General features: G+C 63.8%; 17 protein-coding genes and 1 pseudogene. 9 read left to right on the top strand and 9 right to left on the bottom strand.

From position 1 onward, the window contains the following. A pseudogene (locus IWX81_RS06350) lies at positions 1-238 on the bottom strand (hypothetical protein); the annotation flags it as partial. A 127-nt stretch (positions 239-365) separates the two neighbouring features. On the opposite strand from IWX81_RS06350, the gene IWX81_RS06345 reads away from it, so the two are divergent. Genes IWX81_RS06345 through IWX81_RS06330 form a run of 4 tightly spaced genes read left to right on the top strand, consistent with a single transcriptional unit; the run spans position 366 to position 3,922 of the window. After that, positions 366-1,013 (top strand): phosphatase PAP2 family protein, encoded by a 648-nt coding sequence (locus IWX81_RS06345; protein ID WP_199280341.1) that lies wholly within the window; start codon positions 366-368, stop codon positions 1,011-1,013. A gap of 29 nt (positions 1,014-1,042) precedes the next feature. Continuing rightward, positions 1,043-1,861, top strand: a complete 819-nt coding sequence (locus IWX81_RS06340) for a COG4705 family protein (RefSeq protein ID WP_199280340.1) — start codon at positions 1,043-1,045, stop codon at positions 1,859-1,861. Positions 1,862-1,895: 34 nt separating this feature from the next. Further along, positions 1,896-2,576 (top strand): response regulator transcription factor, encoded by a 681-nt coding sequence (locus tag IWX81_RS06335; protein ID WP_334593284.1) that lies wholly within the window; start codon positions 1,896-1,898, stop codon positions 2,574-2,576. Continuing rightward, complete coding sequence (locus IWX81_RS06330) at positions 2,573-3,922, top strand: sensor histidine kinase (RefSeq protein ID WP_199280339.1); 1,350 nt, start codon at positions 2,573-2,575, stop codon at positions 3,920-3,922. The genes IWX81_RS06335 and IWX81_RS06330 overlap by 4 nt, the downstream gene beginning before the upstream one ends. 43 nt (positions 3,923-3,965) lie before the next feature. Here IWX81_RS06330 and IWX81_RS06325 read toward each other — a convergent pair whose 3' ends face one another. Genes IWX81_RS06325 through IWX81_RS06315 form a run of 3 tightly spaced genes read right to left on the bottom strand, consistent with a single transcriptional unit; the run spans position 3,966 to position 5,956 of the window. Beyond that, positions 3,966-4,313, bottom strand: coding sequence for a hypothetical protein (locus IWX81_RS06325; RefSeq protein ID WP_199280338.1), 348 nt, complete (start codon positions 4,311-4,313; stop codon positions 3,966-3,968). A 30-nt stretch (positions 4,314-4,343) separates the two neighbouring features. Beyond that, positions 4,344-5,279 carry a sensor histidine kinase gene (locus IWX81_RS06320; protein ID WP_199280337.1) on the bottom strand — a complete coding sequence of 312 codons (936 nt, stop codon included), beginning with the start codon at positions 5,277-5,279 and terminating at the stop codon, positions 4,344-4,346. After that, positions 5,276-5,956: a response regulator transcription factor gene (locus IWX81_RS06315; RefSeq protein WP_199280336.1), complete on the bottom strand. Its 681-nt coding sequence runs from the start codon at positions 5,954-5,956 to the stop codon at positions 5,276-5,278. The genes IWX81_RS06320 and IWX81_RS06315 overlap by 4 nt, the downstream gene beginning before the upstream one ends. Positions 5,957-6,069: 113 nt before the next feature. On the opposite strand from IWX81_RS06315, the gene IWX81_RS06310 reads away from it, so the two are divergent. Then, a complete protein-coding gene (locus IWX81_RS06310) occupies positions 6,070-6,669 on the top strand; it encodes a cation transporter (RefSeq protein ID WP_199280335.1) in 600 nt (199 codons plus the stop codon). A 44-nt stretch (positions 6,670-6,713) separates the two neighbouring features. Here the strand turns inward: IWX81_RS06310 and IWX81_RS06305 are convergent, their stop codons facing one another. Then, a complete protein-coding gene (locus IWX81_RS06305; RefSeq protein WP_199280334.1) occupies positions 6,714-7,271 on the bottom strand; it encodes a hypothetical protein in 558 nt (185 codons plus the stop codon). An 854-nt stretch (positions 7,272-8,125) separates the two neighbouring features. Here IWX81_RS06305 and IWX81_RS06300 point away from each other — a divergent pair. Continuing rightward, positions 8,126-8,542 carry a type II toxin-antitoxin system VapC family toxin gene (locus IWX81_RS06300; RefSeq protein WP_199280333.1) on the top strand — a complete coding sequence of 139 codons (417 nt, stop codon included), beginning with the start codon at positions 8,126-8,128 and terminating at the stop codon, positions 8,540-8,542. A 4-nt stretch (positions 8,543-8,546) separates the two neighbouring features. On the opposite strand, the gene IWX81_RS06295 is transcribed toward IWX81_RS06300, so the two are convergent. The 3 genes from IWX81_RS06295 to IWX81_RS06285 are packed head-to-tail and all read right to left on the bottom strand — an operon-like array spanning position 8,547 to position 11,050. Next, the gene (locus tag IWX81_RS06295; protein ID WP_199280332.1) at positions 8,547-9,290 is read right to left on the bottom strand and encodes an ABC transporter permease; all 744 of its coding nucleotides are present in this window, start codon (positions 9,288-9,290) and stop codon (positions 8,547-8,549) included. A 39-nt stretch (positions 9,291-9,329) separates the two neighbouring features. After that, complete coding sequence (gene sufU, locus IWX81_RS06290) at positions 9,330-9,767, bottom strand: Fe-S cluster assembly sulfur transfer protein SufU (protein WP_199280331.1); 438 nt, start codon at positions 9,765-9,767, stop codon at positions 9,330-9,332. Beyond that, on the bottom strand, positions 9,764-11,050 hold the full coding sequence (locus IWX81_RS06285) for a SufS family cysteine desulfurase (RefSeq protein ID WP_199280330.1): 1,287 nt from the start codon (positions 11,048-11,050) through the stop codon (positions 9,764-9,766). The genes sufU and IWX81_RS06285 overlap by 4 nt, the downstream gene beginning before the upstream one ends. Positions 11,051-11,223: 173 nt before the next feature. Between IWX81_RS06285 and IWX81_RS06280 the strand changes: the two genes are divergently transcribed. From IWX81_RS06280 to IWX81_RS06270, 3 genes are all read left to right on the top strand, one after another. Further along, positions 11,224-11,538 (top strand): DUF7882 family protein, encoded by a 315-nt coding sequence (locus IWX81_RS06280; protein WP_199280329.1) that lies wholly within the window; start codon positions 11,224-11,226, stop codon positions 11,536-11,538. Positions 11,539-11,615: 77 nt separating this feature from the next. After that, positions 11,616-12,161 carry a Dps family protein gene (locus IWX81_RS06275; RefSeq protein WP_199280328.1) on the top strand — a complete coding sequence of 182 codons (546 nt, stop codon included), beginning with the start codon at positions 11,616-11,618 and terminating at the stop codon, positions 12,159-12,161. 114 nt (positions 12,162-12,275) lie between these two features. Further along, positions 12,276-12,764, top strand: a complete 489-nt coding sequence (locus IWX81_RS06270) for a hypothetical protein (RefSeq protein ID WP_199280327.1) — start codon at positions 12,276-12,278, stop codon at positions 12,762-12,764. A 38-nt stretch (positions 12,765-12,802) separates the two neighbouring features. Here IWX81_RS06270 and IWX81_RS06265 read toward each other — a convergent pair whose 3' ends face one another. Beyond that, the gene (locus IWX81_RS06265; protein ID WP_199280326.1) at positions 12,803-14,950 is read right to left on the bottom strand and encodes a hypothetical protein; all 2,148 of its coding nucleotides are present in this window, start codon (positions 14,948-14,950) and stop codon (positions 12,803-12,805) included. Between the last annotated feature and the right edge of the window lie 28 nt (positions 14,951-14,978).

Raw genomic sequence — 14,978 nt, 5'->3', positions numbered from 1 at the left:
CGGCCCAACGAAGTCCACTATGGTTATCAGCAGCCAGCCCTGGCAGCGTAGACGAATCCACTAATTCCGCTGTCCGAAATCCCCGCAGCAGCCCAAACAGCACCGCAGCGATGAGCACCACCGGCACCGGATCAAAGGTCTTCACGAGAAAGTCGGATGCTGTTTCTCCGATTCCGGTCGTCAGCAATTTGAGGATCCAGAACATGGCGGTGACGTGGGGCACGCGATTGATAACCATCGGCACATGTTCGCAGTTGAAATCCCGCTCGACGGAGCCTGTGTCGCCAGATTGTGTGAGAAGACTTTCAGGAGAGACTGTCGCCTTGTTGCCTATCGATACGGGTGCATTCCGTAGCCTCAATGGGGTGAGCAATACAAGACTTCCCTCAGCATTCGTTGGCGCCGTCGGCCTGGCCATCGTGATCGTGGCGGGCGTGCTCATTGCAACGACTGGCCGCGACTTGCCGTTCGGTCTGGACCAGCCTTGGCATGACTTACTTCTCGCCCATCACGCCCCTGTCGCCGACACAGTGGCCCGCTTTCTCAACGTGGCAGGTGGCACCCTCTCCATGACCATCGTCACTGTCGTGCTCGCCGTCGGTCTTGCCATCAAACGGCATTTCACCGAGGCCGCGTCAGTGGCACTCACGGTGGCTCTCGCCTCGGGCATGTCCTCACTTCTCAAGACCGCGGTCGCCCGCCCTCGTCCAACGGACGGGATCGTGGCGGCGGGCTCGACCTCGTTTCCATCCGGTCACACCACCACTGCAGCGGCGATCACTATCGCGCTGGCAATTGCCTTTCCTTTTGTCTGGTCACGGGTGCTTGCCGCGGTGTGGATCCCTGTCATGGCGGTCAGCCGAAATTACCTTCTCGTGCACTGGCTATCGGATGTGCTGGCCGGCGCGTTGCTCGGCGCATCAGTCGCTCTGGTAGTTACGGCAGCATTACGCGGCGTCAGAGCTCGATTTCTGAAAGAACCTTCACCGGATCGAGCCCCGATCGCGGGCTGACGATCAGCGGGCTCCGGGAGCCTATGGGCATGACAAACGCCACTCTGCCTGAGCACCTTCGCACCATCCTGTTCAACAGGGTGCCCGAGATCACCTTCGCTTTCTGGGTGATCAAAATCCTCTCCACCACCACCGGCGAGACCTTCGCCGACTACCTCAACGTCGACGTCGGCCTGGGGCTTGGGATCACGACGTACATCATGGGCGCACTTCTCATCGCCGCCCTGATCGCGCAGTTCGTGACCAAGCGTTACACCTCCGGTGTCTACTGGACTGTGGTGGTGCTGATCAGTGTCGTGGGAACCCTCATCACCGACAACCTCACTGACGTCGTCGGTCTGCCCTTGTGGGTGAGCACTATCATCTTCAGCGTGCTTCTCGCCGTCACGTTCGGAATCTGGTTCTATCGCGAACGGACACTGTCGATCCACACGATCTTCACTCGCCGCCGCGAGGCCTTCTATTGGGTGGCGATCCTTTTCACGTTCGCTCTGGGTACCGCGTCGGGCGACCTCATCACTGAAGGCCTCGGGCTTGGCTACCTCGTCGGAGTCATCCTGTTCGCATCGCTCATCGGTGTCATCGTCATCGCGCGCTTCGTGTTCCACGCCAACGTCGTCTTCTGCTTCTGGGCCGCATATATCCTCACCCGACCACTCGGAGCATCCATCGGTGACCTGTTGTCACAGGCTCCAGCGGATGGCGGCCTCGGCGTCGGTGCAACGGCTACGAGTGTGGTTTTTCTGGTGGTCATCGTGGGCGTCGCTACCTATCTGGGAATCAAAGTTGGGCGCCAGCGTCGAGCGGCCGCTCTCGAGGTACCCATCGCCGAAGCCGTCGCCGCGTAGCCGTAAGATCGCACCACAACGGAAGGTGGACCGCGTGGCCCTGCGCATCCTGGTAGTGGAGGACGAGCCCGAGATGGCAACCCTCCTCGCTCGGGGACTGCGGGGGGAGGGCTACGCGGTCGACATCGCCGACAATGGCATCGACGGCATCACGCTCGCCAACGAAGAGCCCTACGACATTGCCGTGCTCGACGTCATGCTCCCGGGCATGTCCGGATTCGAATTATGCCGCCGGCTGCGCGAGCAGACCAACGGCATGGCGATCTTGCTGCTCACAGCGAGGGACGCGGTCGATGATCGTGTGCGCGGACTCGACGCGGGCGCGGACGACTACCTCACGAAACCGTTCGAGTTCGCAGAACTCGCGGCCAGGTTGAGAGCGCTTCGCCGCCGGGACTCGATCGGCATGTCCAGACTTGACGTCGGCGGCCTGCAGATCGACATGACCCGTCACGAAATCACGGCGGGTGGTAAGGAACTCCGGCTCAGCCGTACCGAGTTTGACCTGCTGCGCCTGCTGGCCGAGAACGCCCCGCGGGTTCTTCCCCGTGCCGAGATCATCGATTCCATCTGGGGCTCCGCGTCGTACATCGACCCCAACATCGTCGACCAATACGTGAGCTACGTGCGTAGAAAGCTGGATACCGTTCAGTCGCCGGTAAGCATCGTTACGGCGCGCGGCGTGGGCTTCCAACTGATCGTGACGACCACGTGAACCTGTCACGGCTCACCATCCGGGCGCGCATCACAGGCGGCAGCCTCATCATCGCCATCCTTATTTCCATTGTCGCGGGGATTGTCATCTTTACCCAGGTGCAGCGCATCGTCTATGACGGCCAGGTGAGGGTGCTCGAGAACGTCGAAGGGCCTTACCTCACTGCTCTCACGGCGAATGCCGCAGAGGAGGTGGATGAACCAGGTGCCGATCAACTTGTCGCCGTGGTTAGCCCGGATGCCTCCCTCCAGGTGAACACTCTCCCGGATGCCCTTACCGGTCAGCTGGATTCTCTCAAGGCCGCACCCGACGCAACGCGAAATGTGTCAGTCGGTTCGATGACGTTTCTCGTCCGAGTCACGGGCGTCGAGACTGACGCGGGTGTATGGACGGTCATCACTGCCAACCGCGACGATGCTGAGTCCTCCGTGCTTAATCAGGTTGCGTTCCTGCTGATCGGAAGCATCGCCGCTATCAACATTGCCTTCGGTGCGGCCACGTGGTTCATCGGCAGCGCCGCTTTGCGGCCGGTCGAGCGCCTACGGCGAAGTGCTGCCACTCTGGTCTCGGCACCGGGCGACGAGATGCTGCCTGTTGGCCCCGCCCGGGACGAGATCTCCGAACTGGCAAGTACCCTCAACGAGCTGATCAGCCAACTCCGCACCTCCGCTGAGCGTGAACGCCAGATCGTCTCCGACGCATCCCACGAATTTCGGACTCCGCTCGCGATCATCCACACTCAACTTGAACTCGCCCAGAGTCAGGCGGACACGCTTCCCAAGATGCAGGCTGACGTGCAGTCGGCGCAGCGAACGCTCGCTCGACTGTCGGCCCTCGCAACATCGATGCTCGAGCTCTCCCGCATCGACGCGCAGGCGACTCCGGGATACTCAACTTTTATCCAACTTGCCAACGAACTGTCGGATGCCGCTGATCGTGGACGGAAGCGCGTGGGCGGACGTGACATCCGCATCGAGTATTCAAGCGGACCGGACGATAACCGTACTGTCGCTGTGAGTGACACGGACTTCGGCCGAGTGTGCGACAACCTGGTTAATAACTCTCTGTCAGCAATGGGCGAGACCGGGCTCATTGAACTCTCGCTCACTTCACGCACCACCGACGTCGTTCTTCGAATCGCTGACAACGCTGGAGGAATGGACGAGGAGTTCTTGCCCGTCGCATTCGACAGGTTCTCACGGGCCGACTATGCGCGCACCGGCGGAGGGGCAGGCCTCGGCCTCTCGATAGTCTCTGGCATCGTGTCAGTGTCCGGCGGCGAGATTATGCTCGACAACCGGCCCGGCGACGGGCTTACGGTCGAGGTGCTATTCCCACTGGCATGACAAAGGCCGGTCGACAACACGTCGACCGGCCCAACAGCGGTAGTCAGTTGCCGGTATCGTCGGCGGTTTCGCCGTCGTTGGTGCCGTCTTCGACACCTTGGTCGTCGGCGGTTTCGCCGTCGTTGGTGCCGTCTTCGACACCTTGGTCGTCGGCGGTTTCGCCGTCGTTGGTGCCGTCTTCGACACCCTGGTCGTCAGCGGTCTCGCCATCATTGGTGCCATCCTCGACGCCGGTCATGTGGGCGATCGCCGTGGTCGCGGCCTGAGCTGGCAGTGCTATGACGAGCCCGCCTCCCACTAGCGAGACGAGGATGACAGCCGACGTTGCCAGCGTGGTCTTGAGCTTGCTCATATGAATCTTCTCCATGTTCCGGCGGTCGTACACCGCCATATGAATAACGTTAGAAAGGGCTCCGTGGGATCACCGTGAGAGCGGGAGCTCAAGGGAAGCAGTTGTGCCGACTCCCAGCTCTGACTCAAGTTCGACCCGCCCGCCGTGCAAGTCCACGATTTCCTTCACTATCGAAAGACCGAGGCCCCTACCCTGGCTCGAACGGGAATCGTCGGCCCGCCAGAATCTCTCGAATGCCCGCTCCCGGTCCTGGCGCGTCATTCCGACGCCGTGATCCTCAATGCTGATCCTGACCATCCCGCCGTGCTTCGAGATGGTCAATGTCACCGGTGATTCGGCAGGCGAGTACCGCATCGCATTGGTGAGCAGATTCACCACCGTGCGGGTCAGCATCGATGGCGCAGCCGACACCAACAATTCTGGTGGATCCGCGTGGAGCACCCTGGCCGCGTCCACGGGAGAGAGCAGATCGATGGCATCGGCCACGATCGAACCAACCTCGACCTCTCGCATTGCGATGTTGATGTCGTGTGCTCCACGAGACAGCAGGAGAAGGTCGTCCAGTATCTCGATGAGTTGCGAGGTGGAATTCAGGGAGTGGACGAGAATCGTGCGGTACTCGGAGAAAGACCGATCCCGGCGGAGTCCCAGCTCCAGCTGTGCCTGCAGTGCGCTCAAGGGCGTGCGGAACTCATGGGACGCGTCATCGATGAACCGCTGCTGAGCCTCGAAGCTCTTCAGGATCGGCCGCATCGCCAAAGACGCGAGCAGGTAGCTCGTGACCGGAATCACTACCACCAGCGCCAAGTACGCAATGATGATGCCGTTGCGCAACGCGGCGAATCCGGCCTCCGCCGTTATGACGACCGAGTCGCTCTCAGCTGCGTCGTAGTCGAAGGTCGTCGTCACAAAGTAGTAAATGCCGAACCCGAACGCAGCGAACAACACGAGCTGAACGGCGGCAAAGGAGAGCGCCAGCCTCACCTTCGCCCGGCGAAATATCACGAGCCTGCGTCGATCGAGTAGCCACTGCCGCGGAAGGTCGTGATCGGGTCCGGCTGTCCGTCGATCATCAACTTTCGACGAAGGTACCGGATATAGGTCTGGACGACATTGCTGTAGCCCTCGTAGTTGCTGTCCCACGCGTGATCGATCAGATCTGACGCACTGACGATCGTGCCAGCGTTGCGCATGAGGTAGTCGAGCACCGCGTACTCTTTGGCGGTCAGTTCGATGCGACGGCCGAGCCGAATGACTGATCGCGTACTCGGCTCGAGCTGCATCGTCCCAACCGCGACCGACTCCGCCCGTGCTCGGGGAGCTCGGCGGAGGAGAGCCCTCACCCGAGCCAGCAACTCCTCGATGTGGAACGGTTTGGTCAGGTAGTCGTCGGCTCCTGCATCCAGACCCTGCACTTTCGATGCCGCCGAGTCGATTGCGGTGAGCATGAGAATCGGCACTTCTGGCGATACTTCACGGATGCGGCGACATAACTCCATACCGCCTCCAGCCATGCCTGGCAGCCGCACGTCCAGCACCGCGACGTCCACGGGCTCGATCATGAACGCGCGAAGGCCGTCCGCGGCATCGCTGGCGAGATCGACCGCATATCCGGCCTCGCGCAGCGTCTGCGCGAGGGATCGTTGAATAGCGGGATCATCCTCGACAACCAGAACACGCACGGATAGCTCCTTCTTCCCCCGACAGTGTGGAAGGAGGAGGTTGCGATCTGATGCAGATCCGGGCCGAAGATAGTGAGAGTGTTCTCAGCTACCGGAATCTGTAGGCTCCGAGCATGGACCCGAAGGACGTCGCAGTTCGCAGAGTCGTGCTGATTGTCGCTGCGCTCAACTTCGGTTACTTCGTGGTCGAGTTCACGATTGCCCGCATTATCGGCTCCGTATCGCTCTTCGCCGACAGCGTCGACTTTCTTGAAGACACCAGCGTCAATTTGCTGGTGTTCTTTGCCCTCGCGTGGTCGCGCCGGACTCGCGCTACCGTCGGCGGGGCGCTCGCTTTCGTTATCCTCATCCCTGCCCTCGCCACAGTGTGGACGGCCGCGCAGAAGATCATGCAACCGACCCCGCCGGAGTTCACGGCGTTCTCGCTCGCTGCAACCGGCGCCCTACTAGTGAATCTTGGGTGCGCCATACTCCTGGCTCGACATCGGCAGCATCCGGGAAGCATGGTTCGGGCCGCGTGGTTGTCCGCACGAAATGACTCGCTGGCGAACATTGCGATGATTGTGGCGGCCGTAGTCGGGCTGATTTTCACATCGGGCTGGCCGGACATAATCGTGGGCGTGCTCATCGGACTTCTCAACGTGGATGCTGCGCGTGCGGTGTGGCGAACGGCACGTGCGGAGCGTTTGACTATCGGTGAATCCGAGAATTAGCGATCCTCTGGAAATACATGCTCCGTCAAACATTTCAAAAGCCTTTACCGGGACGAATGGACCTGATTGAGCCCAAGGACGATGGCGGGGGCAAGTTGATGAGACCATCGCGCGTAGGAAGCCCGCGTATACAGCCTCACCGGGTCGTCGATCGGTCCAACCCTAAATTCGATGAGATTCAGGCGCGGATGACCGCGGGCGATAGTGAGTGTTTCTGCATTGAGCGCGAGAGCGTGTCGCGCAGCCAATCGGGCGTGAAAGGGACGAAACAGCGGAGTCTGGGTGGGATCAGCAATGGTGACCAGAAAGACCTGTCCGCGCGTGGGAAGCGCGGAGTCAATCGTTTTCAGCATGGATCGGATCCCCTGTCGCCATTGCCGCCTCGGCGTGCCGATGAAGACATCGTTAATGCCGAGCGCGACAACCACAACGTCGAAGCCGCCAAGTGGGATCGCTTTGAGGCGCGACGCTGCGTGCATGGCGATTAGTCCTGGTATCGGAACAATCTCCACGTCGATTCCTCGGCCGGTTTGTCTCGAAATATCCCTCGCGAGGTTGCCGGCGATCGACAGTTTGTGGCTGGACACTCCGATGCCGGTCATGATGCCTGACCCGACTAAAAGCAATCGGTCTGGATCAGGTCCCTCTATCGTGATTCGAGGGCTGTCCACTGGGTGCGGCAGCCCATTCGCAAGACGTATCCTTCGCGCGCCTACTGCTCCGGTGAGCAACACGACCATTTTGCTTCTGAGCATGCTGCTCATAGTTGACCTTCCAGTCACGGCATCTTGGCCTATGTGGAGATCGATAAGTCATTCGACCGGCACAAAGTAGCCGGCCAGTTTCTGGTGTGGACGTAGGACTTATCTACTTTTGGTTCCGTTTCTTCGCTCGAAGCCAATTGCCGATACTCGCTTGCCTTGCCGGTGCAACGCAGAGTCAGTGCGAGCCCTCTTTGGATTGGTGTGCTGCGCAGTTGGCCGAAGTTGGGCCCGTATGTGATTGCTAGCGCGACTCAAGGCCCAGCCCATTTCAGCGGGACGCGAAGTCGGAGTCGAGGCCCAACTGCTTGCTGATGCGGTTCCGTGCCCACATTTTGCCCACATCCCTAAGGAAACCCAAGTGATGTGGGGTAATCACCCCACCCCAAGATCGTTGATTTACCGGGGTATTTGTGACCTCAATGCGTCCTAAAATGTCCTACATTCGAGTTCGAGTCCCTGCCGGGGCACGTTTCGGATCGGCCGCGAAGCGGTCGAGCCGAAACGTGCCACGGTGTGGCCCCTCGGAGCATCGGGGTCCCCGCCAGTGCAGTCCGCTGCGTCGCGCCATCGTGCACTCGCACCTGCGCACGGCCGCGCGACGTGGTGGCGGCACTGGTGGGGCGTCGAGTCCCTGCCGGGGCACACTCCCGCACTCCCGCGACAGGTGACGGTGGCCGGCGTCACAATGGCACATGACCAGATTCGCTATCGACGCACCCACCGCGATCCAGCTAGCTCGCGAGAAGGTGATGCTGAGCGCGGCGCATCGACTCGTGGCTCCGAGCATCCTGCGATCAGAGGCACTGTCGTTGCTGTACGGCCAGGTGCGCTCGGGACACCTGGAACGTGCCGCGGCGTTGGAGCTACTGGATCGCGTCACGACCATGCGCATCCGGCTGCTGGGGGATCGGGTTTCTCGCGCCACAGCCTGGAAACTCGCGGAGAAGCTCGACTGGGCCGGCACTCGGGATGCCGAGTATCTGGCCGTCGCGCAACTGCAGGCCGATGTCTTCGTCACCGTCGATGACGGGTTTGCTGCACGGGCGGACGGTATCGTCGCGTTCGCTCCATGGGAGTCTCTTCTCGACTCAGGGCATGTCGCGAGATAGACCGCTACGCCGCCGGTTTCAGCGCCATCCCGCCGGTCAGTCTGGTCAGGATGACCGCGGTCAGCACTCCCGCGGCGAGCACGCTCGCGAGCACCACGATCTGGAACCGACCGGCTTCAACCGGTGAGGCACCAGCGAAGATCGCTCCGACGAAGGTGCCGGGCAGCACGACGATTCCGGTGGTGCGGGTCTGGTCGACCGACGGCAGCATGGCGGTGTGGATGGCCGAGCGCGCCAGGTCGAGGGTGGAGCGTCGGGGCGTCGCCCCGAGGGCGAGCCATCCCTCCACCTCTTCCCAGTGGTCGTGCACTGTCGAGCGGAACACGCGCTGGGTGAGGATCGCGATGGTCATGGTGTTGCCGATCACGATGCCGCCGATCGCGAGCACGTAGCGGGGTGAGAACTCGATAGCGCCGGTGAGGAACACGATCAGCATCACGGTTATGGGGCCCGCGAGCATGGCGACGGCCAGCGGCACGGGTTGCCGCGATCCGCGAGGGCTGCGCATGGCCGCTGTGGCCACCGCGGCGACGAACATGACGGTGAGCCCGATCCCGACCCACAGCGGATCCCGCAGGATCCCGGTCAGAACGAGACTGAGAGCGGTGAGCTGGATGATCGCCCTCACCAGCGCGAACACCACGGCTCGCGGCTGGCGTACCCCGGCCGCACCGAGGCCCACAGTCGCGATCGTGGCGAGCAGCAGCAGGGCGACGGCCGTGGCGATCCAGGGGCTCGCATCCGTCATGATTCGACCCTAGGTCAGGATCGGTATGGGTCCCGACGCTCAGCGACCCTCGAGCGCGTGCTCCAGCGCCACCCAGGCGAGCATCGCGCACTTGACCCTCGCCACGTAACGGGAGACCCCGTTGAGCGCGATCGCATCCTCGAACCGGTCCTCGTCGAGCTCGATGGTGCCGCGGGAGCGCATGGCCTCACGGAACTGTTCGAGCAGCAGTGTGGTGTCGTCCACCTCGCGGCCTTCGACCAGGGTCGACAGCAGGGAGGCGCTCGACTGCGAGATGGTGCAGCCGTGACCCTTCCAGCCGACGTGGGTGATGGTGCCGGCATCCACCTCGATGGAAAGAGTGATCTCGTCACCGCAGGTCGGGTTGAGCTGGTGGGAGCTCGCCGTGGGATTCTCGAGCGTCACCTGGCCCTGCGGATTCTTCGAGTGGTCGAGGATCAGCTGCTGGTACAGCCCGTTCAGCTCGCTGGAGCTCATGAGGTCACCCCGAAATAGTCTCTGGCGTCGCTGACGCCCTGCAGGAAGCGGTCGATGTCGTCGTCTGTCGTGTACAGCGATCCGCTGGCCCTCGTCGTGGCGGTCAGCCCGAGTCGGCGGTGCAACGGCTGGGTGCAGTGGTGGCCGACGCGCACGGCGATGCCGCGGTCGTCCAGGAACTGGCCGAGATCGTGAGCGTGGATGCCCGCCACATCGATACTCGCGAGCCCCACCCGCTCGGCTCCAGTACCCAGCACGCGCACACCGTCGATCGAGGTCAGGCCGTCGAGCAGCCGGCGGCCGACGTGGACACCGTGGGCGGCGATCCGATCCATGCCGACCGCGTCGAGGTAGCGCGCGGCCGCGGCCAGCGCGATCGCCTGGGATACCCGCTGGGTGCCGGCCTCGAACCGCTGCGGAGCGGGCAGGAACTCTGCAGCCTCCATCGTGACCGTGGTGATCATCGAGCCGCCGGTGAGGAACGGCGGCAGCGCGTCGAGCATCGGTCCGCGACCGTAGAGCACACCGACGCCGGTGGGGCCGAGCATCTTGTGACCGGAGAACACGGCGAAGTCCACGTCGAGCTCGTGGAAGTCCACGGGAAGGTGCGGCACAGACTGGCAGGCGTCCAGCACGACGATTGCGCCGATTTCCCGCGCCCGTGCCACGATGTCGGCGACCGGGTTGATCGCGCCGAGCACGTTCGAGACGTGGGAGAACGTGACGAGCCTGGTGCGCTCGGTGATGATCTCGTCGAGGAGGTCGATGCGCAGCGCCCCCTCGTCGTCGACGGGGATGAAGCGCAGGGTCGCGCCCGTGCGCAGCGCCAGCTGCTGCCACGGGATGAGGTTCGCGTGGTGCTCCTGCTCGGTGACGACGATCTCGTCGCCGGGCACCAGTCGCAGCGCAGCATGGGCGGGGGAGAATGACGCGTTCGAGAGGGCGTACGCGAGCAGGTTCAGGCCTTCGGTGGCGCCAGACGTCCACACGATCTCGTCGGCTGTAGCGCCCACGAAGGCGGCGACGGTGGCCCTGGCATCCTCGAACTCCTCTGTCGCTTCCGCAGCGAGCATGTGCGCGCCGCGGTGGACTGCGGAGTTGCGGTGCAGGTAGAACTCGCGCTCGGCGTCGAGCACGGCGAGCGGCTTCTGCGAGGTGGCGCCCGAATCGAGGTAGGCGAGTGGATGCCCGTTCACCTCCGTCTGCAGGATCGGGAAGTCACCGCGGATCCGCTCGACATCGGCGGGCGACAGCGTGCCCCGGGGTGATGTCGTCGACGTCATCGGTGTCGCCCGCCTTTCGAGTCGTGTGTAGGTGCCCTACTAGTCTCAACCCTCGTGCGGCGAGGTAATTCCCCCGGAGGAAGACCGTGGCCTGTAGAACGAACATTCTGCCGTAGGACTGTACGATTGACCCTGAACTTTCCCCGGGATGGTGAGAGCACGAAAGGCTGGCTGTGGGTACTTTGTTGTATGGCGCGTCCGCGACCGAGATCTCGTTCGATGATCGTGCGCTCGCACATCTCCAGATCGTGATCACTGCGAAGCTGCGCCGTCGGGAAGGGTTCGTGTTCTCGTGGACCAGCGCTCCCGGCGCCGGGAGCGGCCGGAGCTCGATCTGGCTCGACCCCAGCAGCACCCTCTTCTTCCGCTATTTCGGAAGTCGACCGCCGGTGATCAACCGGGAGTGGATCGAGGTGCTCGCGGCATCCTCCAACAACCCCGCCGGCCTCGTGTTCAGTGCTGAGCCGGAATCCTCGACCGGGTCCTGACGGGCTGACTCTGTATCACTCCGACCGCCGATAGTCGACCCGTGGCACGAACGATTCAGGAGTTCTAGCCTGAAGTCATGACCAGTTCTACAGATCGCGATACGAAAGCTCCCACAGGTTCAGGCGCCAGCACCACGCGTCGCCAGAACGCTGAGCACGGTTTCACCGCCTCGAAGACGCTGACCGACAACATGCAGAAGGTGCTCGTCGACCTTCTCGAACTCCAGATCCAGGGCAAGCAGGCGCACTGGAACGTCGTGGGTCGCAACTTCCGCGACACCCACCGCATTCTCGACGAGATCATCGAGGCGTCCCGTGAGTTCAGTGACGACGTCGCGGAGCGCATGCGTGCGCTTCACGGAATTCCGGATGGTCGGAGCGACACCGTCGCGGCCACCACGACGCTGCCCGAGTATCCCGCCGGAGAAATCGACACCACCGAGACCGTCGACCTCGTGACCGTTCGACTCGAAGCGACCGTCGCCACCATGCGCGACGTGCACGACGACGTCGATGACGAAGACCCGACGAGCGCCGATATACTGCACGGAATCATCGAAAAGCTCGAACAGTTCGCCTGGATGGTATCGGCCGAAAACCGGACTCCCGCCACAAAGAAGTAGGGTGGCCGGAGCGGCCTGGCCCACGTCAGGGTTGGGTTGCGACGGTGCGGTGGACAGAGTGTGACTGCGTAAGATCTCGGTGCGGCTGTGGAGGCGATGGTGAGTATGTCCGGCATGATTGACCAGCGGGAGCGGTTCGACACTCGATTCCGGTCGGAGTTGAGCTGGCGCGACGGCACGAGCGATGGGGTCCCTTCGTGGTATTCCCAGTTGCTGACTGACCTGATCCTGGCCACGGGCCAGGATGAGATCCGCTACTTCTCCGTCAAGTACGTGCCACCGCGCGGCCAGAATCACGCCTCGGTGTCGGTAGTCGCTTTCACCGACGAGATCGTCGCCTATGCGAACTTCGATGGCGATCCCAGCACGGGCGCGACGCCACTCGAAGTGGTCGTCACGGCCCGCAAAGCGCTCGGTAGCTTCGGCCTCGAGTCGCTCCCCGGGGCCGCCGGGCAGACCGACGACGGTCTCGGTGACGTACGCATCACCGTCAACTACCCGCACTTCAGCCGCACGTTGCCGCTAGGGGAGTCCGACTGGAGCGACAGGGACAGTGAGACTGCTGACCTGATCTCCTGCCTCAGGCGCGACGTCGTCGCCTGACCCTGGCCGGAAGTGAACTGAGTCAGTAATGAACTGGCTCAGGCCCGCCCGCGGGCCGTACTCACGGCGGCAGGGACGCGTGCGCCGAACGACGGCTCGATGAGCCTGATCCACGCCCACAGTGCGAGACAGGCCGCCGCGAACGCGAGCGAGAGTCCGACGAGCCACGGCACGGGGAACGTCTCTCCGCCCGCGACCACGACGCCCGCCACAGTGCCCGCGGCGAGAGCGACAGCGACCCACGCTACCGGTGACCATTCGATGATGAGGCGACCGGGCATCCTGCTGACCGGCAGGCACAGGATGACGGCGGAGCCTATCGCCGCGATGCACAGGCTCGAGAGCGTCTCGCTCGCGAGCAGCGGCAGGAATCCGGTGACCGGTCCGATGGCGCTGTGGGCGAGCCAGGCACCCAGCCCCAAAGCCACGGTGACGACCAGTTGAATCGTGGCGACGAGCCCTCGTGACCGCGCAGGCACATCGGCGAGGAAGGATGCCGCCACCACGACGCCCATGATGACCGGGGGCTGGATGCCGCCACCGCGGGACACGAGGGCGGTGATCGCGGCAATCGCCAGGAAGACCGGCACGAGCCTCAGCCGTGACTCGCCACCGAGCGCAGTCGTGGCGATCCTGGTCGTGATCGCCACCGTGATGCCGTTCAACAGGAGCAGTGCGATCGCGATGGCGATAGCGAGCCTGAGGTACCGCACCTCGCCCTGGATGCCGCCGGCGAGCGCTGCGAGGACCGCGGCGGCGCCGATCGCCCCCAGCAGGGTCAGTCGCGGGCGCAGCTGGGGAACCTCAGACGCGGTGAGTCTGCTGTGGTCCCGCGCGAAATAGTGACGCGGGAAGCGGCTGCGCATGGCGGCGAGCGCCAGACGTAACGGCAGTGCGACGAGCAGCACGAAGCCGATACCGAGCCCGAGTCCCCACAGCCACGCCCCTCCGGAGGCGGTCGATGCCACGGAAGGGATAGCGCCACCGTATTCGGTGGGAGTGCCCCAGGTCTCGAGCGGGGCGAGTCCGGAGATGCCTCCCACCGGGGGAGGGAAGAACGGGAACGTGGGAGCGGCAGCGGGAGCCCCGGCCGTGTCCTGCGAGGGGGATGGCGACGGGACGGGCACGGGCGCGGGCGGGGCGGGATCGGGGGCGGGCGGCTCCACCGAGCCCGGCGCCTGGGGTTGCGGCGCGGGGTTCACCGGTGCGGGTGCACCGGCGATCGAGATGGCGATGGCCGCAGTCGCACCGCTGGGATTGCCGGCGACGTCCCATTGGATTCCCTGCACGCTGTGCTGTCCGGCGCCCAGTGTCGCGGAGCACGACCAGTTGCCGGCACTGACGACGCCAGAACAGACGAGAGCGCCGTCGACGAAGACGTCGACTCGTGCACCATTCTCGCCAGTGCCGGCGAAGACCGTCGGCTGGCTCCCTGACTGGGCTCCGGCGACCGGCTGGGAGAACACCGGGTAGGCGGGCGGATCCCGGTCGACCCTGATGATCACCGTGGGGCTCGACCCGCCCGGCTGATTGCCGTTTCCTTCCCAGGTCTGGGTCGCAGAAATCGGGTAGTCGCCCGACACGCCGACGGCGAGTGGGCACGACCAGTATCCGCTCGGTTGCACCACGCCGGGGCAGTCGCCGACCGCGGAGCCCGAGAGCACGATCCCCGATCCTGGATAGCCCGTGCCCGTCACGATCCCCGTGGTCACGATGGGGGAGCGGCCCGTGATGGTCGGCGCCGGCAGCACCCTGACCGTGATGCGGGCCTGCTCGGGAGTGGGATTGCCCGCGAAGCGCTGGAACACGGTGACGGTATTGCGGCCCGTGGGCGCGGAGAACGTGCATTGCCAGGTCCCCGTGCCGAGGGGGACGACGCAGGATGGGGCACCTCCGGTGAGGGACTGGACCTCGACGACGCCCGTCGGATCCCTGGTGCCGGAGATGGTGACGCTCGCGCTGGGAAACAGGAAGTCGTTCGACGGTGAATCGATGACGAGCGGATCGGTGGCCGCGACAGCTTCACCGGGTGGCGTCGTTGCGCTCGGGGTCGGTTCCACGGCGGCCATCGCCGAGGGCGGAACGGCTCCCAGCACCGTGAGCAGGATTCCTGCGGACAGCACGACGAAGGCCGCCCCGCGGTGGCGGACCGACCATCCTTGGCCTTGCGTGTCGAGAAACCTCACCGTGAGTCAATTGAGCAAGAGATAGACA

The sequence above is a fragment of the Salinibacterium sp. CAN_S4 genome (assembly GCF_015752305.1).
Taxonomy (GTDB): domain Bacteria; phylum Actinomycetota; class Actinomycetes; order Actinomycetales; family Microbacteriaceae; genus Rhodoglobus.
Note: the sequence above shows the minus strand (reverse complement) of the source record. Positions and strands in the feature narration are given on the sequence as shown.

Coding starts and splice junctions, on each gene's coding strand:
- IWX81_RS06325 (WP_199280338.1), bottom strand. CDS start 4,313: ATGGCGGTGTACGACCGCCGGAACATGGAGAAGATTCATATGAGCAAG.
- IWX81_RS06340 (WP_199280340.1), top strand. CDS start 1,043: ATGACAAACGCCACTCTGCCTGAGCACCTTCGCACCATCCTGTTCAAC.
- IWX81_RS06270 (WP_199280327.1), top strand. CDS start 12,276: ATGATTGACCAGCGGGAGCGGTTCGACACTCGATTCCGGTCGGAGTTG.
- IWX81_RS06285 (WP_199280330.1), bottom strand. CDS start 11,050: ATGACGTCGACGACATCACCCCGGGGCACGCTGTCGCCCGCCGATGTC.
- IWX81_RS06305 (WP_199280334.1), bottom strand. CDS start 7,271: ATGACCGGCATCGGAGTGTCCAGCCACAAACTGTCGATCGCCGGCAAC.
- IWX81_RS06295 (WP_199280332.1), bottom strand. CDS start 9,290: ATGACGGATGCGAGCCCCTGGATCGCCACGGCCGTCGCCCTGCTGCTG.
- IWX81_RS06300 (WP_199280333.1), top strand. CDS start 8,126: ATGACCAGATTCGCTATCGACGCACCCACCGCGATCCAGCTAGCTCGC.
- IWX81_RS06275 (WP_199280328.1), top strand. CDS start 11,616: ATGACCAGTTCTACAGATCGCGATACGAAAGCTCCCACAGGTTCAGGC.
- sufU (WP_199280331.1), bottom strand. CDS start 9,767: ATGAGCTCCAGCGAGCTGAACGGGCTGTACCAGCAGCTGATCCTCGAC.
- IWX81_RS06310 (WP_199280335.1), top strand. CDS start 6,070: ATGGACCCGAAGGACGTCGCAGTTCGCAGAGTCGTGCTGATTGTCGCT.